This window comes from Bacillus sp. M13(2017) (assembly GCF_002218325.1).
Classification (GTDB): Bacteria; Bacillota; Bacilli; order Bacillales; family Bacillaceae_G; genus Bacillus_A; species Bacillus_A thuringiensis_K.
This window is the reverse complement of sequence record NZ_KZ268506.1, coordinates 47996-67785: the sequence shown is the minus strand read 5'-3', so window position 1 is coordinate 67785 and position 19790 is coordinate 47996. Positions and strand designations below refer to the sequence as shown.

Here is a 19790-nt window from a genome sequence, read left to right as displayed (position 1 = left end):
TTTATGAAATAATAAGTTCTTGTTTCTCGATATGTTCCATTACGTTTTCGAGCTCCTGCATCGTTTCAATCGTAAAATGAGCCCCATTTTCAACAAACCGATTACGAACTATTTCAATTTTTTCACGAAGCTCTACCGAATCCATACTCTCCACTTCCTCTTCCGTTAAACCGAGCTCACTACTTCCAAGAATTACACCAACTGTCCACATTCCAGCATTTCTACCTTCTTTCATATCTGATACTGTGTCCCCTACTTTTATCATATGGTTCATCGGATACACACCAAGTTCCATTGCATTTTTATAGCACATCCATGGATATGGACGGCCTGCTGGAACATCATCTGGCGTAACAAGAAAATCAGGTTTATATCCTTGTAACGCTGCTTCCTTTGCTACAATTTCCATCATTTCTCTCGTATAGCCCGTTGTTGAACCGATTTTAATGCCTCTCTCACGTAAAGAAGCGATTACTTCTTTTACCCCATCAATCGGCGTAGCATAACTTGGTAAAATAGAAAAGAGAATTTCTTCAAACTCTTCATACATCTCATGAATGTCTGCTTCTGTTGGTAATTGACCGAAGACACGCTTCCACTCATCAGCAATACGAGGCATTTCTGTTAGTGCCCTTACATGATCTATTTTTAATAATCCCATTGGCTTACGTGCTTCTTCTGCTGTAATTTCAACGCCGCGTTTTTGAAAAATCTTCATGAATACTTCTAGTGGTGCAAAACATCCGTAATCAACCGTCGTACCTGCCCAATCAAAAATAACTGCTTCAATTTTCATTCTGTCCATCACCTTTCTTACTTATCTTTTTTGCCATTGTGAAGTTCGGTTACGAAGTGCTTTCGTTCCCCGTTCATATACAACTCTCACTACAATATTTGTAACAACAATAAGTACACTCATTGCAGCTGCTGGCGCTACATTTCCTGCATCATCCATATTTACGATTGATACGGCAGCTAGTTTAAAATCAGCTGCATATAGGAATACAACTGCCGATACAGTTACCATTGAATTTACGAAGTAGTACATTACCATTTCTAAAATTGCTGGTAAACACATTGGTACTGTTACTCGGAAGAATGTTTTATAAAACGGAATACCCATCGACTGCGAAACAAGCTCAAACTCTCGGTCTAATTTCTTTAAGGCAGTCGTTGCCGTGACAAATGTTACAGAATAAAAATGAATGATATTTACTAGTACTAACACAGCAATTGTTCCGTATAAAGAATGAAACGGATTCGTTACTGATAGTCCCAGAATTTGAATCGTTGGTTGACTAAAGAAAAAGACATATCCTAATCCGAGTACTAAACCTGGTATCGCTAAAGGAACGATAGAGAAAAAGTAACCTGTTTTTCTGAAAAATTGTAGCTGGTCTATTTTCTCAATTGCATATGCGAATGCAAATGTTAAAATCGCCCCAATAACTGCTGTAACTGCTGAAACAATTACGCTATTTTTAAATGCTTCAAGTCCATCTCCTGTTAAACTCGAAAAATTAAAATGCTCAAATGTAAAACTCATATTATATGGCCATACTTTCACACTTGCAGCAATACCAACTGCAACAAATAATAGAATGATCATAAGTGTAATCACACTACAATATATGAATGAGATGACATCTCTTTTCTTATTAGCTATTATTCTGTATGGTACTGCTTTTGAAGATAAGAAATTTGCCTGCTTTCTTTGCGTAATACGATCAACTACAAATGCGAATATAGCTGGGATTAATAAAATCATTCCGACAGTTGCACCCATCGGCATATTTTGCTGTCCAATTACTTGTTTGTATACGTCAGTAGCAAGCACATTATATTGACCACCAACAATTTTTGGTGCCCCAAAATCAGTAAAACTAAGTGTAAACACAACAAACATTGCACTAATTAATCCGTACTTTACACTAGGTAAAGTAACCGTGAAAAATTGCTTTGTTTTACTCGCCCCTAACATATTAGAAGCTTCATATAAACGATAATCAGATCCTTGGAAGGCAATTAGCAATATAAGAAAGGCTTGCGGAAATGTATACATAACTTCAGCTATTACAATTCCTACTGGGCCATATAAAGGGATTTGTATACCTTCAAATAAACCAAACATTCCTTTCGTTACTAGCCCTTGATTACCAAATAAATATGTAAGTGCTATACCGTGCATCATCGTTGGTGCGAACAATGGTAATAACGCTACATACTGAAATACACGCTTTCCAAAAACATTCGTACGGGCAATTGCATATGCGTAAACGAATGCGATTGCAACTGAAATAATTGTTGTTGCGCCCGAAATCCATACTGTATTTTGTAAAGACTGAACTAAAGTTGGTGTTGTGAAATATTTACTGAAATTCGCTAAACCAATGAAAACTCCATCTTTATTATAAAAAGCTTGTGTAAATAGTTGTAATAGCGGTAATACAAGTATGATAAGGAAAGAAAGAATCATACCGATAATTACGAACCTTTGGATCCATTCCTCTTTCCCTATACTTCTCTTAATCTTTTTTTTCGTACTTTCTACCTTATAGTTTTCTAACATCTCCATCTATACAATGACCTTCTTTCCATATGACAACATATGATTTTCTGAGAAAGAGATTTGAATCGGCTTTCCTTTTCTAATAGCCGTTGCTTCTACTTCTGACGCTAATATATCCACTACAATTTTCTCATTATAAAGGTGTGTGTTTTCTTGTAAGACTCGCACTTCCGTCCGATATACAGATCCGCGAAATTCCATACTTTCCACAACTGTTTTAATACCGTCCTTTTGTACAATTGTTACATGTTCAGGACGAATTGCATGTTCTTCATTATTTTTCGAAAAGAAATTAATAGAACCAATAAAATCTGCCACAAACGGATTGGCTGGTCTTTGATAAATCTCCTCTGGTGTTCCAATCTGCATAATTTCCGCATGATTCATTACAACAATTTTATCAGCCATCGTTAATGCCTCTTCTTGATCATGCGTGACCATAATAGTTGTTACTCCTACTTTTTCTTGCAAATCACGCATTTCTCTACGCAACTTTTCTCGCACTTTTGCATCTAAAGCAGATAACGGCTCATCGAGTAACAAAATATCCGGAGACAGAGCGAGCGCACGTGCAAGTGCTACTCGCTGCTGTTGTCCACCAGACATTTGAGCAGGATATTTATCTTTTACATTCAGTAAATCAACTAGTTCTAACGCCGATAGCGCCTTCTCTTTTACTTCTGCTTTTCCATACTTTTTTGTCTTTAAGCCGTATTCAATGTTTTCAAGTGCTGTTAAATTCGGAAATAATGCATATGATTGAAACACCATTCCGAAATTCCTCTTTCCAGGAGGTAATGCTGTAATATCTTTTCCATTCACAGCTATACTACCTGTTGTCGCCTCTTCTAGCCCTGCTAAAATTCGAAGCAATGTTGTTTTCCCACAGCCACTTGGGCCTAATAAACATACAAACTCATTTTTTTTCACAGTAAAAGAAATATCCTTTAACGCTGTAAATGCATCAAACTGTTTTTGAATGTGTTGAATTGATAAATATTCGCTCATTTTTTCTCTCTCCCACTCACTTACTTTTTCGGTTCTGCTTTTTGGCCAAACTCTTTTTCCCATTTTTCTAAAATTTTGTCGCGATTTTCTGCTGCCCACTTAAAGTCATTCTTTTTATATAATTTTTCCGTCACATCTTTCGGGAATCCATCTGGAAGTTTATAATCATTTTTAATTGTTGCAAATCCATTTTTCTCGAAGTAGAACTTCATTACATCATCAGTAATTGCCCAATCTAAAAATGCTTGCGCTAATTTTTCATTTTTTGCATTATCTTTTTTAATAAGTGCGTTCGCTTCTACTTCCCAACCTAATCCTTCTTTCGGCAATACAACTTCAACTGGTGCACCTTTTTGTTTCTCCTTTAAAGCACTATAAACCATCGATACGCCAACTGGATATTCACCTGCACCTGCTAATTTCGCTGGTTTTGAGCCTGAATGCGTATAAGTTGCCATATTATCATGAAGTTTCTTCATGTAATCCCAGCCTTTATCTTCACCCATAATTTGTAGCCATGCAGAAACTGTTAAAAATCCTGTTCCAGAAGAAGCCGGATGTGGCATAACAAGCGTTCCTTTATATTCTGGTTTCGTTAAGTCTTCGTATGATTCTGGCATCGGTAAATTTTTCTTCTTTAATTCTTCTTTATTTATAGCAACCCCCGTCATAAATGCAGTATTTCCTACCCATTTTTCAGGTTGTTTGTCATCTTTAAATTGCGAAAGAACGCGGTCCGCTCCTTTTGGAGAGTACCCTTTTAACATATCTTTTTTATCTAAAGCTAATAGACTTGATGCTGCAGTTCCCCATACAACATCTGCTTGTGTATTTTTTCCTTCAGCTAACAATTTCGCAGTAATAACTCCTGTTGAATCACGTACAATGTTCAATTTCACATCAGGATATTTCTTTTTAAAGGAATCAAGATAAATTGGTACAAGCTCTTCTTCAATCGCTGTGTAAACAGTTAATGATCCAGATAATTTGTCATCTTTCACTTTCGCTCCAGCACTTTCTTCCTTCTTTGCACCACACCCCATTAATAACGAAAATACCATTCCAGTCGCTACAGCTTTAAAGATTGTTTTTTTCACTGTTTCTCTCTCCTTTTACAAATCTTATGTACAACTCAAATATAAACAACTAGTGTAAAAGCAGTATTAAACCAACATTAATCTTTTGTTTGTTGTTTGTTTTTGTGTAATACGTTGCTACTTCTATGTTTTTTCGCATTTTTCTGCTGATAGAAAACACTAAATTTACAAATAATTAAAAATTCCTTTATAATCCCACAAAAAAATGAGGCGTTTGTAAAAAACGCCTCATTTTTATTTCCCTTTTTTTGAATTACGATTTGCATACTTCGCGCTATTTTCTCCTTCATACTCTAATGCAAATTCTGCATCTGGTAAGCTTTCTTTCGGAGTTTTATTATTGTTAATTGCCGCATTTTGTTTCACTTTTCTTTTTACCAATACATTCACCTGCTCTCAAGAAATCACTTTCTACTCTAGTTTGAAGCAAGCTGAAATAATTATTACTGGCAAGTGTTAACAAGTACATAAGAGGCGTTAGATGGAAATACTACATATGAAGAAATCATTATAAAAAGGAGCTCGTATTTTGAAGAAGCAAGATAAAATTCAGTCACCCATTTTAGATGAAACGCTCCCGCATCAAATGAATTTTCCATCTTTTAAAGGAACAGGAAAAACGATGCAACAACCTTTTTTGAATCAATATGATGTTGTAATTGGAGACAGTAAATATAATTCCGAGAACAGTCCGCTTAACAATTGGAGTGATGAAGTAGATCCTGCCATTATGGCTGGAGAAGAATGGATCCATCCTACAAATGATATTGGGTGGATTTCAGAAGAAAATCAAGAGTTGCTAAAAAAAGAAGTAGATAATAAAAAGGATGCTTTTATGCATCCGCAATTTGGCATTAACGACTAAAAAACCATTCTACCTAACATAGGTAGAATGGTTTCATACTATCCAATAATAATCCGCTCTTTCGGATATTTATAGCGAGGTGGCTGTTCTCTTCCGCCACTAGCTAGTATAAATGTTAAAATACCAACGCGACCGATAAACATAAGCACAATGAGTACAATTTTACCAACAGTTGTTAAATCTGGCGTAATACCCGTCGATAGTCCTGTCGTTCCGAAAGCAGAACAGACTTCAACAATTAGACTCATAAGCGGTACATCTTCCGTAATAGATAAAATAAATAATGCTGTAGCACATAATAAAATACCCATTGTCATAACGACAGATGCTTTCAGCACATCCTCTTCATGTAGCTGACGTTTGAAGACTCTAACCGTTCTCCCGCCTCTCGCAAAAGTGTATAGCGATAATATACTAACAGCAAATGTTGTTGTACGTATTCCGCCCCCAACCGAACTTGGAGATGCCCCTATAAACATTAATATACTCATAAATAAAAGCGTCGGTTGTGACAATTCACGTATATCCATCGTAGCAAGTCCACCACTTCGCGTCGTCACAGATTGGAATAATGTATAAAATACAGTTTCATGCCATGACTTTCCTACTAAAAAATGATTTCTCTCCAGTAAAAAAATCATAATTGTACCAACAACAACGAGTGCAAAAAATGTTGTTGTCGTCAATTTTGTAAATAATGAAAAACGAAATAATTGTTGTCGCCTTTTACTAAGAAATTGCTTTACTTCCATTAGCACAGGGAAACCAATCGCGCCTAAAATAATTAGTAACATATGAATCATTTGAACAATATAATCTTTTTTATATGGAATTAATGATTGTCCTGTTAAATCAAATCCGCCGTTCGTAGTCGCACTAACAGCTGCAAAGAAACCGTGAAAATAAGCTTCTTGCCAAGTCGGAAAGTAAAGTAAAAATCTTGTACCTAATAGGATTGCTCCAATAAGTTCTATCGAAATAATTACAATTAAAATAGAACGCATCAATTCTACAAGACCCGATAAATTTCCTTGATTATGATCTGCCATAATTAATCTTCTTCTTTGCAAACCAATCTTTTTTCCCGTAATGATCCAAACAAATGTACCAAGCGCCATAATTCCTAAGCCGCCTAATTGTAGAATAAGGGCTAAAACAATAATTCCTGCTGTAGTAAACGTATCTGAAATCGTAATAACAGACAGTCCCGTAACACTTACCGCACTAACCGATGTAAAAAGCGAATCTATAAATGTCCATTTCACACCAGGCTTCGTAACAAACGGTAAACTAAGCAATATCACCGATACAACTACCGCTAATAAATAAAACAAAACGATGAGTTGTACAGGACGTAATTTTTGTAAAAACTTTTTTATATCTCTCATTCCATCACTTCGCTACCTTTTTTCTATCGATTAAATAAAGAAAAATCTTTACTTTCTTTATTTGTAAATAACTGCTCAAATAATTTGGCAAATACCATTCCATACACAGTTCCATTACCTCCGTGCAATAATGCGTAAAATAAATTATGTATCTTCTTATCTTCTTTTAAAATAGGTAGACCATCATGACTACTACCAAATGCTGCTGCCCAATAATACTCTGCTTGTATATTCTTATACTGTGGGAACATCTCTCTTACAATGTTAATAAGGATATCACGCTTACGCAATAGTTTCGTATCACCAATCGGTTGAATTTGCATCGCTTCATCTAATCCGCCTACCATAATGCGGTTTTGAAACGTCCGAAAATATAAGTAGGGACGTGCTGTTTCCCAAATTAACGATCGCTCATGCCAGCCATCAAACTGATCTATTTCATTTGTCACAACTGCATAAGATGCCTCTACTGTTGTATTTTTTTCTTTCTTCCCAAAAAGCGCTTCATAGCCCGTCGCCATAATAATATTCTTTGCTACAATTTGATTTCCTGTTTTCGTGTAACAAATTAAATCATTTTGCCGTTTTTTTATATGTATTGCCTCTGTATGTTCATATATATTAGCTCCCATTTGGTTTGCTTTATGCAAAAGACTATGCGCTAGTAAATACGGATTCACCTCAGCATCACCGTGTGTATACAATGCCGCTTGTTTTATAAAAGGATAACGTTCCTTAATATCAGATTCTGTAAAATACTCAACAGGAAATCCATAATTCTGCAACGTATTGTACTCCTCTTGTAAAAATGAGACATCCTCACTTTTACTTGCATAATATAAACTACTTCTTGGCATAAAATAGGGATCAATATCGAGAGTAGGTACCACTTTCTCCATTGTTCGTAACGCTTCGTAACACAGTTTATATGCTCGTACCCCTTTTTCTTCACCAAATGTATGGATAAGTGAGGTTAACGATTTATCATGAAGAAACTGTAATAAACCTACATTTGCAAATGTACTACCACATGCTATTTCTCTTTTTTCAATAAGCATTACACTCATACCGATTTTCGCTAAAGAATACGCTATATGAGCACCGGCTTCGCCACTTCCGACTACGAGCACATCACATATCATATCATTTTCTAACAGTGGATAACAAGGTACAGAAACTCCTGTATTCCAAAACAACTTACCCGTCATAAGTTTCATAATTATACTCCTAAAATATAAATTTCTCCTTTCTATGTTTTGTTATTTTTCATAAAAAAATCCAACTAACATAGGCTAGTTGGATTTTTTTATTTTTAATTAGAACGCTCTTCAAGCCAATTTCCAATCGTCGGATATGTTTGTTTTACAGCTGTTCCACCGTAAACGATAGACATATGCCCTGTTGGTAAACATACATATTGTTTATCTGTGCTAGAAATATGATCTAGTAATGCTTCTACTTGACATGGCAAAGCGATATGATCACGTTTCCCGGAAATATTTAAGACATTCGCCTTAATATTTGCAAGGTCTACCTTTTGTCCGCGAATAACGAGTTCACCCTTAACCAATTTATTATTTTGATAAAAATCACGAATCCACTGTCTGTATGATTCACCTGGGAACGGAATACCATCACCAACCCACTTTTGAACCAATCTCCAGCTTTCGACGAAGCGCTCATTCTCTGAACGATCTACTAAAGCAACATATGGACCAACAAAGTTCGTAATTGGCTTTAACATTTTGTTTCCGAAATCAATCATTTCTGGCGGAATATTTCCAAATGTATCAACGGCTTTATCTAAATTGAAATATTTCTCATCTAATAAAGGACCATACAATCCTGTTTCAGAGAAATCAAAAGGACTTGTCATGAAAATCAAATTACGAATTGGCATGTGCGGATGAAGTGCTGCATAAATAGAAGTTAGCGTTCCACCCATGCAATAACCAAGTAAAGAAATCTCGTCCGATTTTGCAGTTCGCATTACTTTTTTTACTGCTTTTGCAATATAATCAAACACGAAATCATCAAATTTCAAATGACTATCTTCTAAACCAAATGTGCCCCAATCAAGCATATACACATCAAAACCACGATCCACTAGATATTCCACTAAACTATTTCCAGGAGTTAAATCCATAATATATGGTTTATTAATAAGAGCATATATTAACAGAATTGGAACTCTTTGTGTTTTTTCTTGTTTTAGAATGTAGCGATAAAGCTTCGTCTTATTCTTCGTCCAAATAACCTCTTTCGGCGTTAATCCTACTTGCGGCTCTGGTTCACGTAATAAAATTTCACTCGCCCTTTTCACTCGGCGGTACGCTTTTCGGTACTCTTCTGGGTATAGCTCTAATTGCTTTTCCCATTCTGTTGCGAATGTAGTCATTTTTTTATCTCCTTTTTGGTCGATTTTCTTCTTAAAAAAAGAAGTGCATTCCTGCTATGGATATGCACTTTTTTCTTACTTCATTACATATATAATCCGCCGTTAATGTTTAATTGTTGACCTGTGATATACGCACCATCACGGCATAGGTATACTACACCTTTTGCAATTTCATCAGCTTGACCAAAACGTTTTTTCGGGATTTTTGCAACAATTTTTTGACGTACTTCTTCTGGTACTTCTGCTACCATTTCAGTATCAATAAATCCTGGGCAAATAGCGTTTACAGTGACATTTGTTTTTGCAAGTTCTAACGCTAATGATTTTGTAAATCCTAACATACCCGCTTTTGCTGCTGAGTAGTTTGTTTGGCCAAATCCACCTGCTTGACCAATAATAGAAGAAATGCTAATAATTCTTCCTTCTTCCGCTTCCGTTATGTATGGAAGAACCGCGCTTGTCGTATTAAATACGCTGCTTAAATTCACGTCAATTACGCGCTCCCAATCTTCACGATTTAACTTTTTGAATGTACGATCTCTTGTAATACCAGCATTATTAACAAGAATATCAACTTTACCAAAATGATTCACAGCTTCTTCTACAAGTCGGTTTGCATCTTCTACTTTAGAAACATCCGCTTGCACTGCATAAACGTCATGCCCGTCTTTTCCTAATTCATTTACTAAATTTTCAGCTGCTTCTTTACTGCTATTATAGTTAATAACTACTTTCGCTCCCTCTTGTGCTAATGCTACTGTAATTGCTTTTCCAATTCCTTTTGCTCCACCTGTTACGATTGCTACTTTTCCATTTAATTGAACCATTTCTTTTCCCCCTTAAATGAATTTGTGAACGATTTTTATGAATCATTTTGGTACTCATACTATAGAGTCCATATATAATTATGTTTCGCTGTTTATACGTGAAAAGAGATTCTCCCTCTCTCTTTTACCTGTTATAAACAAGCGTTTTTATCATTTTTTATTTTCTGGTTTATTCGCAGGCTTTACCTCTTCTTTTACAGGTACTTGTAGTTTAGCTAGTACTGCATTTTGCTTTTCTAGCAATTCTACAATTTGATCTACTTTTGTTTCAAGCGTACGAATATCTTGTTTTACTTTCGTCACATCACGCTTTAATGTAGGAGCTTGTCCTAAAGAATCTACTTTCTCTTCTAGAAACTCCTCAATGTTATCTACTTTATTTTCTAAGTTAATAACAAGCGTAGCCACTCTTGCGATATCTTCTTTCGTCGGCACATTTACTTGTTCTAAATAGTTTTTTGTCGTATCATTTAATGCTTTTTGATAAAACAAATTCAAATCTAGAACGCTGCCCATCCAAGCAGAATATTCTTCTGTTTTAATTGTTTCATTGAGCGCTTTTCCCCAAAATGTTTCGGTTTGTTCATAAGCATTTTTCCATGCTTGTAGTGGATCGAATTTTTGATCAATCACTTTACCTACACTCCCTTTTTCGTTTTTGAAACAATTCAACCTATTCACTATTTTCTAATATTCTGAATAAAACTTCAAGTCTATATTTTATTTTTTCTATTTTCTAACAAATGTGTTGACTTTAAAAACAGATAGGTGTAAATTGCACTTATAAGCAAAAAATTCCATCTAACTGATTCATGAGGTGATGCACAATCATGCTACAAAATGAACCAGAACAACGCGAAAGTTTGGAGAGCAACCAAGCGAAACAACCAAACTCCATGCCAAAAAACTTCTTAGTTCCCTTCTTACTTCTCTGTCTAAAAGACTGGAGTCTTCATGGTTACAAACTTATTCAAATGCTAATGGATATCGGCTTTTCTTCTGTTGACCAAGGTAATGTTTATAGAACACTACGCAAATTAGAAAAAGAAAACCTTATTTCTTCTACTTGGGATACAAGCGATGGAGGGCCGGCAAAAAGAATTTATTCTTTAACTGAATATGGAGAGCAATATTTAACAACATGTGCGACTTCTTTTGAACATTATCAAAATATGTTGCGAACGTTTTTCACGTTATACACCAATGCATTCTTTCCATTTTCTACTTCTCCAGAAAAGGATGAAAAGGATTCTTCATCTTCACCTGGTGGTACAGCAGAGTAATCTGCGTTCACAATATGCAAAAAAACATTTGGGGGTCAAACAATGGAAACTAAACCATACGAATTAGTCGATGCATTTTGGAAAAACTGGTCTCAATCACTTTCCCTTTTCTCTTCAGCTGGAAAACAGTTAGAGCAACTTACTTTAGAAACATTAAAACAACAACAAGACGCTTTGCATAAATTAACATCAGGAGTAGATGAACTAGAAAAAGAACTGCAACAACTCACTGCTCAGTTCAATAACCAATATACAGATTACGTGAAACAATTAACTGGAAACTCCTTAAATGATCAAATTAACGAATGGCAAGACAAGTGGAAGGAACTTTCTGCTCATATGCATCAGCTTACCGTTTCTCCTACAAAAACTTCTTTGTCAATTCTTACACAAACAAGCGGTCAATTTGAAGAAACAACAAAACAATTTATTGAGCAACAACAATTACAACGTGAAGAGGCTCAAAAACAGTTAGAGGGTTTTTTGGAAGAGTTCAAGTCAAAACAGTTGGAACTCGCAAAAAAGTTCGAGGAAAACTCAAAAAATCTATTTACTTCCATCAAGTAAGAAAAATGTGGGAGCTAACCGCAGCACAAACAAAACTCTTTCTTCCTCCTACTACATCAAGATGGCTAACATTTTTCGATATGGAAAAGAAGGAGGACAAAATGAATCCATTTCAAGAAGCACAAACTGTTCCGGAGCTTCGCTATGATGAGATTCAAGTCGGTGATCAAGCATCCCTTACAAAAACAATTACAGATGAAGATGTTATCAATTTTGCAAAATTGACTGGAGATGTGAATCCTATTCACATTTTAGATTCTTTTGCAAAAACGACAATGTTTAAAGAACGTATTGCTCACGGAATGCTCGTCTCGAGTTTTATTTCTACCATCCTTGGAACGAAACTCCCAGGCAAAAATACGATTTATTTATCCCAAAATGTTTCATTCCGTGCCCCTGTCAAAATCGGTGATACACTTCGCGTTGTGGCAGAGGTTATTAAGAAGCGTGACGATAAAAAAATCATTACGTTGCAAACAAACATATATAATCAATCAGATGATATTGTCGTGGAAGGAACAGCGACAATACTAAAAAAAGAGTAGCAAATTTGCTACTCTTTTTTCTATCCAAGAACTTCTAATCGCACCGATTACTTCCGCGTATGAGTACGTCGTTTCCACATAAAATAACGTTACCAGTTTAGATAAGAACTTAGCTGAACTGGACTACTCATAAGGATGTGTATCAACATGGTAAAAACAAACAAATTATTAGTTCCAGGTGCAGAACAAGCGCTTGAACAATTTAAATATGAAATTGCACAAGAATTTGGTGTAAGCTTAGGATCTAATACAGCATCTCGTTCTAACGGTTCAGTTGGCGGTGAAGTAACAAAACGTCTTGTTGCTTTAGCTCAACAACAACTACGTGGATAATAATATAACATATGGCTTAGAGGCAGATATTCTCTGCCTCTTTCTATTTTTAACATACATAATCGTACTTTTTCACATACTAGTAAAAGCAAACTGAAAGGAACGATATGTAACATGAAACGGATTAATATTCGCATGAGTCCTCCCCGTGTTCTTACATTGGCTTTTATTATGTTATCACTTATCGGTACATGCTTATTAAAGTTGCCAATTGCTACAACAACGTCTATCTCATGGCTAGATGCTTTATTTACAACCGTTTCTGCTTGTACGGTTACAGGGCTTGGTGTGGTAGACACTGGGAAGGTATTTACCTTATTTGGCCAATGTGTCATTTTAACACTTATACAAGTAGGCGGACTGGGCATTATGAGCTTTGCTGTCTTAATTGCGATTATGCTCGGAAGAAAAATCGGTCTTCAAAATCGGATTTTACTGCAACAAGCATTAAATCAAACGAATATCGGCGGCGTCATCCGTCTTGCCAAAGCATTATTTTTATTCTCTTTTACAGTCGAATGTATCGCTACTATAATTCTTTCTTTTGAATGGGTACCCAAATACGGGGTTACGAAAGGGATCTATTATAGTTTTTTCCATTCAATCTCAGCCTTTAACAATGCTGGCTTTTCTGTGTGGAGCGATAATTTAATGTCCCATTCTCATAGTATTCTTGTCAATCTCGTCATTTCCTCTCTCATCATTTTAGGTGGAATTGGTTTTACAGTAATCGTAGACATAAAAAGAAAGAAAAACTTTAAAAACCTTACACTACATTCAAAACTTATGCTCTCTTCTACTCTAATCGTCAACATTATTGCTACCCTTTTTATTTTTATATTCGAGTTCCATAACTCCCTTTCTATGAGAGGTTTTACCCCATTTGAAGAAGGATTGGCCTCTTATTTTCAAGCAATTTCAACGCGAACTGCCGGGTTTAATACAGTTGATATTTCTACATTATCAAAACCTTCCCTCCTATTAATGATGCTCCTTATGTTTATTGGTGCTGGTAGCGCTTCAACTGGTGGTGGGATTAAGTTAACAACATTTTTAATCATATTTTTTGGCGTATTTAAATTTTTACAACAACAAGAGGATATTGTCGTATTTAAAAAATCCATTAAAGATACTCTCATTGTCAAATCATTAACCATTACTATTATTTCCATTTCATTTATCTTTTTTGCTATTTTAATTTTAAGTATTACTGAGCGAGTTCCTCTATTGATGAGTGCTTTCGAAGTATTTTCAGCATTTGGGACTGTTGGCCTCAGTATGAATTTAACACCCCACTTAACTATAATCGGAAAAACTATTATTATCTTTATGATGTTTTTTGGGAAAATGGGTCCTTTAACATTGGCTTTTTCATTTGCTCGTAAAAAGAACCCGAAAATAAAATATCCGAATGAAGATATTTTAACAGGTTGACAACCGTATAAATTATCCATATAATGAGAATACAATAACATATCTCCAAAGGGGAGTAGCGTCCAAGAATATTTCTTGGAAACAAAGTCGTCATTACGTAGAACTTAGTTCTTCCGGCTTTGTTGGCATTTTTTATTACATATGTCTAGCAAGACCTTTGCCTATTAACGGCAGAGGTCTTTTTTGTATTCATTTCCAGATTCTCCCAAAGTTAATAGGCAGGAGTATGGGGAAACTAAATAGTGGGGAAATTCTTCACTTATTTAGAACTTATAGAAATGAGAGGAGAATGTACATGGATGTATCATTATTATTGGAGTATGGTTGGGTATTACTCATCCTAATTGCACTTGAAGGGATTTTAGCGGCTGATAACGCTCTTGTTCTTGCAATTATGGTAAAACATTTACCAGAAGAAAAACGAAAGAAAGCACTATTTTATGGATTAGCGGGGGCATTTGTTTTCCGATTTGGATCGTTATTTATGATTTCGTTCTTAGTCGATGTATGGCAAGTGCAAGCAATCGGTGCCATCTACCTTATGTTTATCGCTGGTAATCACTTATTTAAAACATATGTTAAAAAGAATACAGATGAAGAAACAGAAGAAAAAGAAGCAAAGAAAAAACAAGAGAACTTTTGGTGGACTGTATTTAAAGTTGAGGTTGCTGATATCGCCTTCGCAGTTGATTCAATTTTAGCTGCTGTTGCACTAGCAATGACTTTACCAAAAACAGGATTAGGTACAATTGGTAGTCTTGATACTGGGCAATTCGTTGTTATCTTTGTAGGTGGACTTATCGGATTAATCATTATGCGATTTGCAGCAACTGCTTTCGTACAGATTTTAAAACGTAAACCAGGACTTGAAACTGCAGCATTCTTAATTGTAGGTTGGGTTGGTGTGAAGCTAACAGTTTATACATTAGCACACCCTGCATTAAATGTAATACCACATTCATTCCCAGAATCCACTCCGTGGAAGCTTACATTCTGGATTGTATTAGTCGGAATCGCAGTTGGTGGTTGGTTCTTCTCAAAAGAAGTAGAAGTAAAAGTAGAAAAGAATTTAGACGAAAAAGCGCTGTAATTACAGCGCTTTTTCTTTTTCCGTTCTTCCTCTCAATGTCCAGAAAAAATTCCATTATACTACCTTTTGTAAACGTTTTCTTAATGTATGTATGTCCTTTTTGTGAAACATTGCACAAACTTATTGAAAGTGAGAACAATTCCATGTACTTTATTCATATAAGGAGTATTTATAGAAGATTTACTAAAGGAGCGTATTACTCATGCTAGAACAAGGACTAGATTATGTTGTCAAACTGGCTAAAAACAAAAAGAAAATACTAGATACAAACCCAATGCAATATTTCATTCGTGCTGCACTTGCGGGTATTTATATCGGTTTTATTATTGTACTATGTTTTAAATTAGGTAACTTTTTTCACATTGCAGATTCACCAGCAACGTATTTAGCTGCTTCTATGTTTTTCGGGATTGCTCTCGTACTTATTATATATGGCGGTGCTGAATTGTTTACTGGAAACACAATGTACTTTACTGTAGCAACTTTAAGAAAAGAAACAACGATTTCTGATACACTTCGTAACTGGGTTGCTTGTTATGCAGGTAACTTAGCCGGCGCGTTATTCTTTGCCTTACTATTTTACGCAACTGGAATTTTCGAAGCAATTGATCACGGTCACTTAATGAGTAAAGTCGTTGAAGGAAAGATGAACACACCTACGATGCAGTTATTCTTTAAAGCTATTTTATGTAACTGGCTCGTATGTCTTGCTTGTTTCTTACCTTCTCAGGTTAAAGGTGACACAGCAAAAATAATGGTCATGATGCTACTTGTTTTCACATTCTTCTTATCTGGCTACGAACATAGTATTGCAAACTTATCACTCTTTGCTTTATCTTTAGTTTCACCGCATCCTGAGACAATTTCTTTTTCAGGTGCTATTCATAACTTAATTCCTGTTACAATCGGTAACATTATTGGTGGATCAGTATTTGTCGGTATGGTATACCACTACTTAACAAAGAAAACACCTGACGTTCAACAGGAAAAAACTGAAATCGCAACAGCTCAACAAGAAGAGATTATTCCTTTACAAGCACATATGAAACATTAAAAACTCCAAAGTTTTACTTTGGAGTTTTTAGCTTCCCACGTATTTAACTAAAAGGTGAGGATTAATTTCTCCTTCTTCCTTTCCCTTATCCATTCTCTGTTTCATCTTATGCATACCGATGACATCATTCGTATGAAGGTGAATTTCATTTACATATAATCCCTCTGTACAAAAAGCTTCTACAAAATCTAGTCCATTTTTTGCTCCCCAGCCCATATTATAATCAAGGGAAAGAATATTCACATCATAATCCCGAACCATTTGCAAGGCACATTCTACTGTAGTTGCGGACACATACCCGAACGGGCAACTTCTTTGATCATCCATATATACGTTCATTTTCGATTCACTCTCTAATTTGAATAAGCGGCTAATACATAACACATTGCCCCAAGACTAATAAAAGGACCAAATGGAATTGGCTTTCGTACTTCTATACGTTTTAATCCGATACCAATCCCCAAAAAACAAAGACTAAAACAAGATGCTAAAAATAAAACGATAAAAACTCCCTTCACTCCTACTATAAAACCAAGTAACGAAAGCAGTTTTATATCTCCTCCGCCAAGCCCTTCTGGATATATCTTTTGCATGCAATATAACAAAATAAATATAACACCACTACCAGCTATACTATCTGTCCAAGTAACTAATTGTACAAAAACACTTTCGAGAATGAGTAAAACGGCAAACGAAATTAAAATACAATCAGGAATTAACATATATAAGTAATCTGTAACTGAAATAATAAGAAGTAGCGAAAAAAGGGATAAAATGATAATAAGCTCTCGTTCTATTCCAATCATATAAACTGTAAGAAGAAATATACCTCCTGTTATATATTCAAATGTTACATACATAATTGGAATTTTCCTCTTACAATTCGTACAATAGCCTCTTTGTATATAAAATGAAATGATGGGGATTAGTTCTTTTGTCCTTAGCACATATTTGCAATAATCACAATGTGAACGCGGGGTAATAATAGAAACACCTAATGGAACCCTCATCGCAACTAGCATAAAAAAAGAACCAAACACCACCCCTGCTAACAGTGCATATAAATAAGTGAACATCCCTTCCTCTCCTTTCCCAAAAAACATAGCAAAAAAAGGAGAGAACTTCTACTTCATATTATCCTTTATTCTACTAAAAAAGCAGGCCATTTTCTGGCCTGCTTTCCCCTCTTTTATACGATGAAATATACTGCTTTTAATGGTCCATGTACTCCGACAACAAGATTCATCTCAATGTCAGCCGAGTTACTTGGTCCTGTAATAAAGTTAATACAAGATGCCGCTGTCTCCCCATTTTCTACGCGTGAGTTCATATCCTGAACTGCTTGTGTAATACGAGGCACAAGTGTTTCACGTGGAATAATAGCAAAATATACAGTCGGTAAAAAGTGTAAAGAACGTCCTTGCCCTTTATGACTTTGTACAACAATTGTACCAGATTCAGCTAATGTATAATCACTAAATGCAATACCAATATTCGCTTTTTCAGCTAAACGCATATTTTCGTCTTTTCTCTCTGGATCCCATACGTTCACTTCAACGTCTCGCTTTGGAAGTTCTTCTTGAAATAAAGATGTTAAACCATATGCATCAAAACGCTCATCTGCTGATAATAAAATAGGTCCCCCGCCGTTTTCCATAATTACTTTTTGAAGGTCTTCACCTAAACTGTCATTTGTCGTTTCTACTACAGTTGTATGAATGTTTGTACATTGCTTTTTAAACACTTCTAGTAATTCTTCTTGTGAATAATCTTTTAACGTTTCTATATTCACATTACTTTTCCATACTGGACGCTCTACACCTTCTGTTTTACGAGCGCGCCCAAGTTCTTTTGCAATGTTATCTAGAAAGGCATCACGGTTTTGAATTAATCCTGTCATTATTTGTCCCCACCTTTCTTATGATCTTTATACCAATCACGGAATCGTTCTTTACTTGGAGCTGGGAATTCACGAATATCTGTCCAGTTTTTAAGTGGCCCAACACCTTTTGATACACGGTTACCAGATGTAAATGGACTCATTGCTGCTGGCGCCATTTTTGATCCCATTTTATATAAAGCTGCTGAAGATGCACCCATACTAAACATTTTCATTGCTAATTTTTCTGCAAGTGGAGCACGTCCTTCTTGCTCAACGATAACTTGACGATGTTTTAATAATAAATCATGCAATGGAATTTTTACTGGACAAGCTTCTGTACATGCTCCGCATAAACTAGAGGCATAAGGAAGCTCTTTGTAATCATCATATCCACCTAAAAGTGGTGTTAATACCGCACCAATTGGTCCTGAGTATATAGAACCATATGAATGTCCACCAACATGACGATATACAGGGCATACGTTAACACAAGCAGCACAACGAATACATTGCAATACTTGGCGGAATTCAGATCCAAGAATTTGAGAACGACCATTATCGACCACAACTAAGTGGAATTCTTCTGGGCCATCTACTTCCTCTTCTTGAATTGGTCCCGCTACCGTTACATAACTTGTTAACTTTTGACCTACTGCACTACGACATAGTAAACCAACTAAAACATCTAATTCTTCCATTGTAGGAACCATACGTTCCATACCCATTACTGCAATTTGTGTTTTCGGAATCGACATGACAAGATCGGCATTACCTTCATTCGTTACTAAACAAAGAGAGCCAGTATTTGCAACAGCAAAGTTACAACCAGTTACACCAATTTCTGCATCCATAAATTTCTCACGAAGTTGTTTACGAACAAACTTTGTCATTTCATACGGGTCATCAGAATTTTCATAGCCTAACTTTTCTTTAAATACATCGCGAATTTGCGTTCTATTTTTATGAAGTGCAGGTGCAATAATATGTGAAGGTGGATCGTTATCTACTTGCAAGATATACTCTCCTAAGTCACTCTCTAACACTTCACAGCCAATCTCTTCAAGCGCATGGTTCATACTGATTTCTTCTGTTACCATCGACTTTGATTTTACTACTTTTTTCGCTTGTTTCTTTTTGGCAACATCTTGAATATACTTTGCAGCTTCCTCTTTCGTCTTCGCAAAGTACACGTGTCCGCCTCTTTTTGATACATTTTCACTTAACTGCATTAAGTAATAATCCAGATTTTCTAACGTATGTTGACGAATTTGTTCACCTAGTTCACGCCACTCTTCCCAGTTTCCTAATTCATCTGCAGCTTTTAAGCGATTCGTATATAAACGCGTTTGTGCAGAAGATACTGCTCCGCGCATAAACGAATCTTGAATTCCATCACCAACGCGATCATTAAATTTTTTCTCACTGATTTTCATAGACATAGCTTATGTTC

The 19790-nt window shown here is 35.7% G+C and carries 22 protein-coding genes and 1 riboswitch; of the genes, 8 read left to right on the top strand and 14 right to left on the bottom strand.

Translation table 11 applies throughout. The annotated features are described in order from the left end of the window. Window position 1 precedes the first annotated feature (1 nt). The 5 genes from phnX to CGQ22_RS32010 form a co-directional block, all read right to left on the bottom strand. Entirely contained in the window at window positions 2-796 is a 795-nt protein-coding gene (gene phnX, locus CGQ22_RS17005; protein WP_000687400.1) for a phosphonoacetaldehyde hydrolase, read from the bottom strand. A 21-nt stretch (window positions 797-817) separates the two neighbouring features. Beyond that, window positions 818-2575, bottom strand: coding sequence for a putative 2-aminoethylphosphonate ABC transporter permease subunit (locus CGQ22_RS17000; protein ID WP_139032727.1), 1758 nt, complete (start codon window positions 2573-2575; stop codon window positions 818-820). Continuing rightward, window positions 2576-3577 (bottom strand): putative 2-aminoethylphosphonate ABC transporter ATP-binding protein, encoded by a 1002-nt coding sequence (locus CGQ22_RS16995; protein WP_089149024.1) that lies wholly within the window; start codon window positions 3575-3577, stop codon window positions 2576-2578. Between the two features lie 20 nt (window positions 3578-3597). Continuing rightward, window positions 3598-4674, bottom strand: coding sequence for a putative 2-aminoethylphosphonate ABC transporter substrate-binding protein (locus CGQ22_RS16990; protein ID WP_089149023.1), 1077 nt, complete (start codon window positions 4672-4674; stop codon window positions 3598-3600). A 234-nt stretch (window positions 4675-4908) separates the two neighbouring features. Next, window positions 4909-5055 (bottom strand): hypothetical protein, encoded by a 147-nt coding sequence (locus tag CGQ22_RS32010; RefSeq protein ID WP_000240798.1) that lies wholly within the window; start codon window positions 5053-5055, stop codon window positions 4909-4911. 148 nt (window positions 5056-5203) lie between these two features. Between CGQ22_RS32010 and CGQ22_RS16975 the strand changes: the two genes are divergently transcribed. Next, on the top strand, window positions 5204-5539 hold the full coding sequence (locus CGQ22_RS16975) for a DUF3905 domain-containing protein (RefSeq protein WP_000743724.1): 336 nt from the start codon (window positions 5204-5206) through the stop codon (window positions 5537-5539). Window positions 5540-5577: 38 nt separating this feature from the next. Here CGQ22_RS16975 and CGQ22_RS16970 read toward each other — a convergent pair whose 3' ends face one another. From CGQ22_RS16970 to phaR, 5 genes are all read right to left on the bottom strand, one after another. After that, window positions 5578-6927: a TrkH family potassium uptake protein gene (locus tag CGQ22_RS16970; RefSeq protein WP_001204713.1), complete on the bottom strand. Its 1350-nt coding sequence runs from the start codon at window positions 6925-6927 to the stop codon at window positions 5578-5580. Window positions 6928-6950: 23 nt separating this feature from the next. Beyond that, window positions 6951-8144 (bottom strand): NAD(P)/FAD-dependent oxidoreductase, encoded by a 1194-nt coding sequence (locus CGQ22_RS16965; protein WP_000772561.1) that lies wholly within the window; start codon window positions 8142-8144, stop codon window positions 6951-6953. A 95-nt stretch (window positions 8145-8239) separates the two neighbouring features. After that, the gene (gene phaC / locus CGQ22_RS16960) at window positions 8240-9325 is read right to left on the bottom strand and encodes a class III poly(R)-hydroxyalkanoic acid synthase subunit PhaC (protein ID WP_089149021.1); all 1086 of its coding nucleotides are present in this window, start codon (window positions 9323-9325) and stop codon (window positions 8240-8242) included. A gap of 83 nt (window positions 9326-9408) precedes the next feature. Beyond that, on the bottom strand, window positions 9409-10152 hold the full coding sequence (locus CGQ22_RS16955; RefSeq protein ID WP_000250407.1) for an acetoacetyl-CoA reductase: 744 nt from the start codon (window positions 10150-10152) through the stop codon (window positions 9409-9411). A 150-nt stretch (window positions 10153-10302) separates the two neighbouring features. After that, on the bottom strand, window positions 10303-10785 hold the full coding sequence (gene phaR / locus CGQ22_RS16950; RefSeq protein WP_000566944.1) for a polyhydroxyalkanoic acid synthase subunit PhaR: 483 nt from the start codon (window positions 10783-10785) through the stop codon (window positions 10303-10305). Between the two features lie 197 nt (window positions 10786-10982). On the opposite strand from phaR, the gene phaQ reads away from it, so the two are divergent. The 7 genes from phaQ (at window position 10983) to CGQ22_RS16915 (ending at window position 16458) form a co-directional block, all read left to right on the top strand. Beyond that, window positions 10983-11435, top strand: a complete 453-nt coding sequence (gene phaQ / locus CGQ22_RS16945; protein WP_000939955.1) for a poly-beta-hydroxybutyrate-responsive repressor — start codon at window positions 10983-10985, stop codon at window positions 11433-11435. Window positions 11436-11477: 42 nt separating this feature from the next. After that, window positions 11478-12002: a polyhydroxyalkanoic acid inclusion protein PhaP gene (gene phaP, locus CGQ22_RS16940; protein ID WP_000448594.1), complete on the top strand. Its 525-nt coding sequence runs from the start codon at window positions 11478-11480 to the stop codon at window positions 12000-12002. A gap of 101 nt (window positions 12003-12103) precedes the next feature. Beyond that, window positions 12104-12547, top strand: coding sequence for a MaoC family dehydratase (locus CGQ22_RS16935; RefSeq protein ID WP_001067916.1), 444 nt, complete (start codon window positions 12104-12106; stop codon window positions 12545-12547). A gap of 147 nt (window positions 12548-12694) precedes the next feature. After that, on the top strand, window positions 12695-12880 hold the full coding sequence (locus tag CGQ22_RS16930; RefSeq protein ID WP_000241212.1) for an alpha/beta-type small acid-soluble spore protein: 186 nt from the start codon (window positions 12695-12697) through the stop codon (window positions 12878-12880). Window positions 12881-12994: 114 nt separating this feature from the next. Beyond that, window positions 12995-14314: a TrkH family potassium uptake protein gene (locus CGQ22_RS16925; RefSeq protein WP_089149020.1), complete on the top strand. Its 1320-nt coding sequence runs from the start codon at window positions 12995-12997 to the stop codon at window positions 14312-14314. Between the two features lie 38 nt (window positions 14315-14352). Continuing rightward, a riboswitch (yybP-ykoY riboswitch) is annotated at window positions 14353-14527 on the top strand. An 82-nt stretch (window positions 14528-14609) separates the two neighbouring features. Further along, complete coding sequence (locus CGQ22_RS16920) at window positions 14610-15404, top strand: TerC family protein (RefSeq protein ID WP_139032726.1); 795 nt, start codon at window positions 14610-14612, stop codon at window positions 15402-15404. A gap of 202 nt (window positions 15405-15606) precedes the next feature. Further along, on the top strand, window positions 15607-16458 hold the full coding sequence (locus CGQ22_RS16915) for a formate/nitrite transporter family protein (RefSeq protein WP_000893022.1): 852 nt from the start codon (window positions 15607-15609) through the stop codon (window positions 16456-16458). 27 nt (window positions 16459-16485) lie between these two features. Here the strand turns inward: CGQ22_RS16915 and CGQ22_RS16910 are convergent, their stop codons facing one another. The 4 genes from CGQ22_RS16910 to CGQ22_RS16895 all read right to left on the bottom strand — a co-directional run bounded on the left by CGQ22_RS16910 (window position 16486) and on the right by CGQ22_RS16895 (window position 19779). Further along, the gene (locus tag CGQ22_RS16910) at window positions 16486-16797 is read right to left on the bottom strand and encodes a cyclic-phosphate processing receiver domain-containing protein (RefSeq protein WP_001103769.1); all 312 of its coding nucleotides are present in this window, start codon (window positions 16795-16797) and stop codon (window positions 16486-16488) included. Window positions 16798-16811: 14 nt separating this feature from the next. Further along, window positions 16812-17534, bottom strand: coding sequence for a prepilin peptidase (locus tag CGQ22_RS16905; RefSeq protein ID WP_089149018.1), 723 nt, complete (start codon window positions 17532-17534; stop codon window positions 16812-16814). 113 nt (window positions 17535-17647) lie between these two features. Continuing rightward, a complete protein-coding gene (locus tag CGQ22_RS16900; protein ID WP_000147193.1) occupies window positions 17648-18358 on the bottom strand; it encodes a LutC/YkgG family protein in 711 nt (236 codons plus the stop codon). Next, the gene (locus CGQ22_RS16895; protein ID WP_000061927.1) at window positions 18358-19779 is read right to left on the bottom strand and encodes a LutB/LldF family L-lactate oxidation iron-sulfur protein; all 1422 of its coding nucleotides are present in this window, start codon (window positions 19777-19779) and stop codon (window positions 18358-18360) included. Before CGQ22_RS16895 ends, CGQ22_RS16900 begins: the two co-directional genes overlap by 1 nt. Window positions 19780-19790 lie beyond the last annotated feature (11 nt).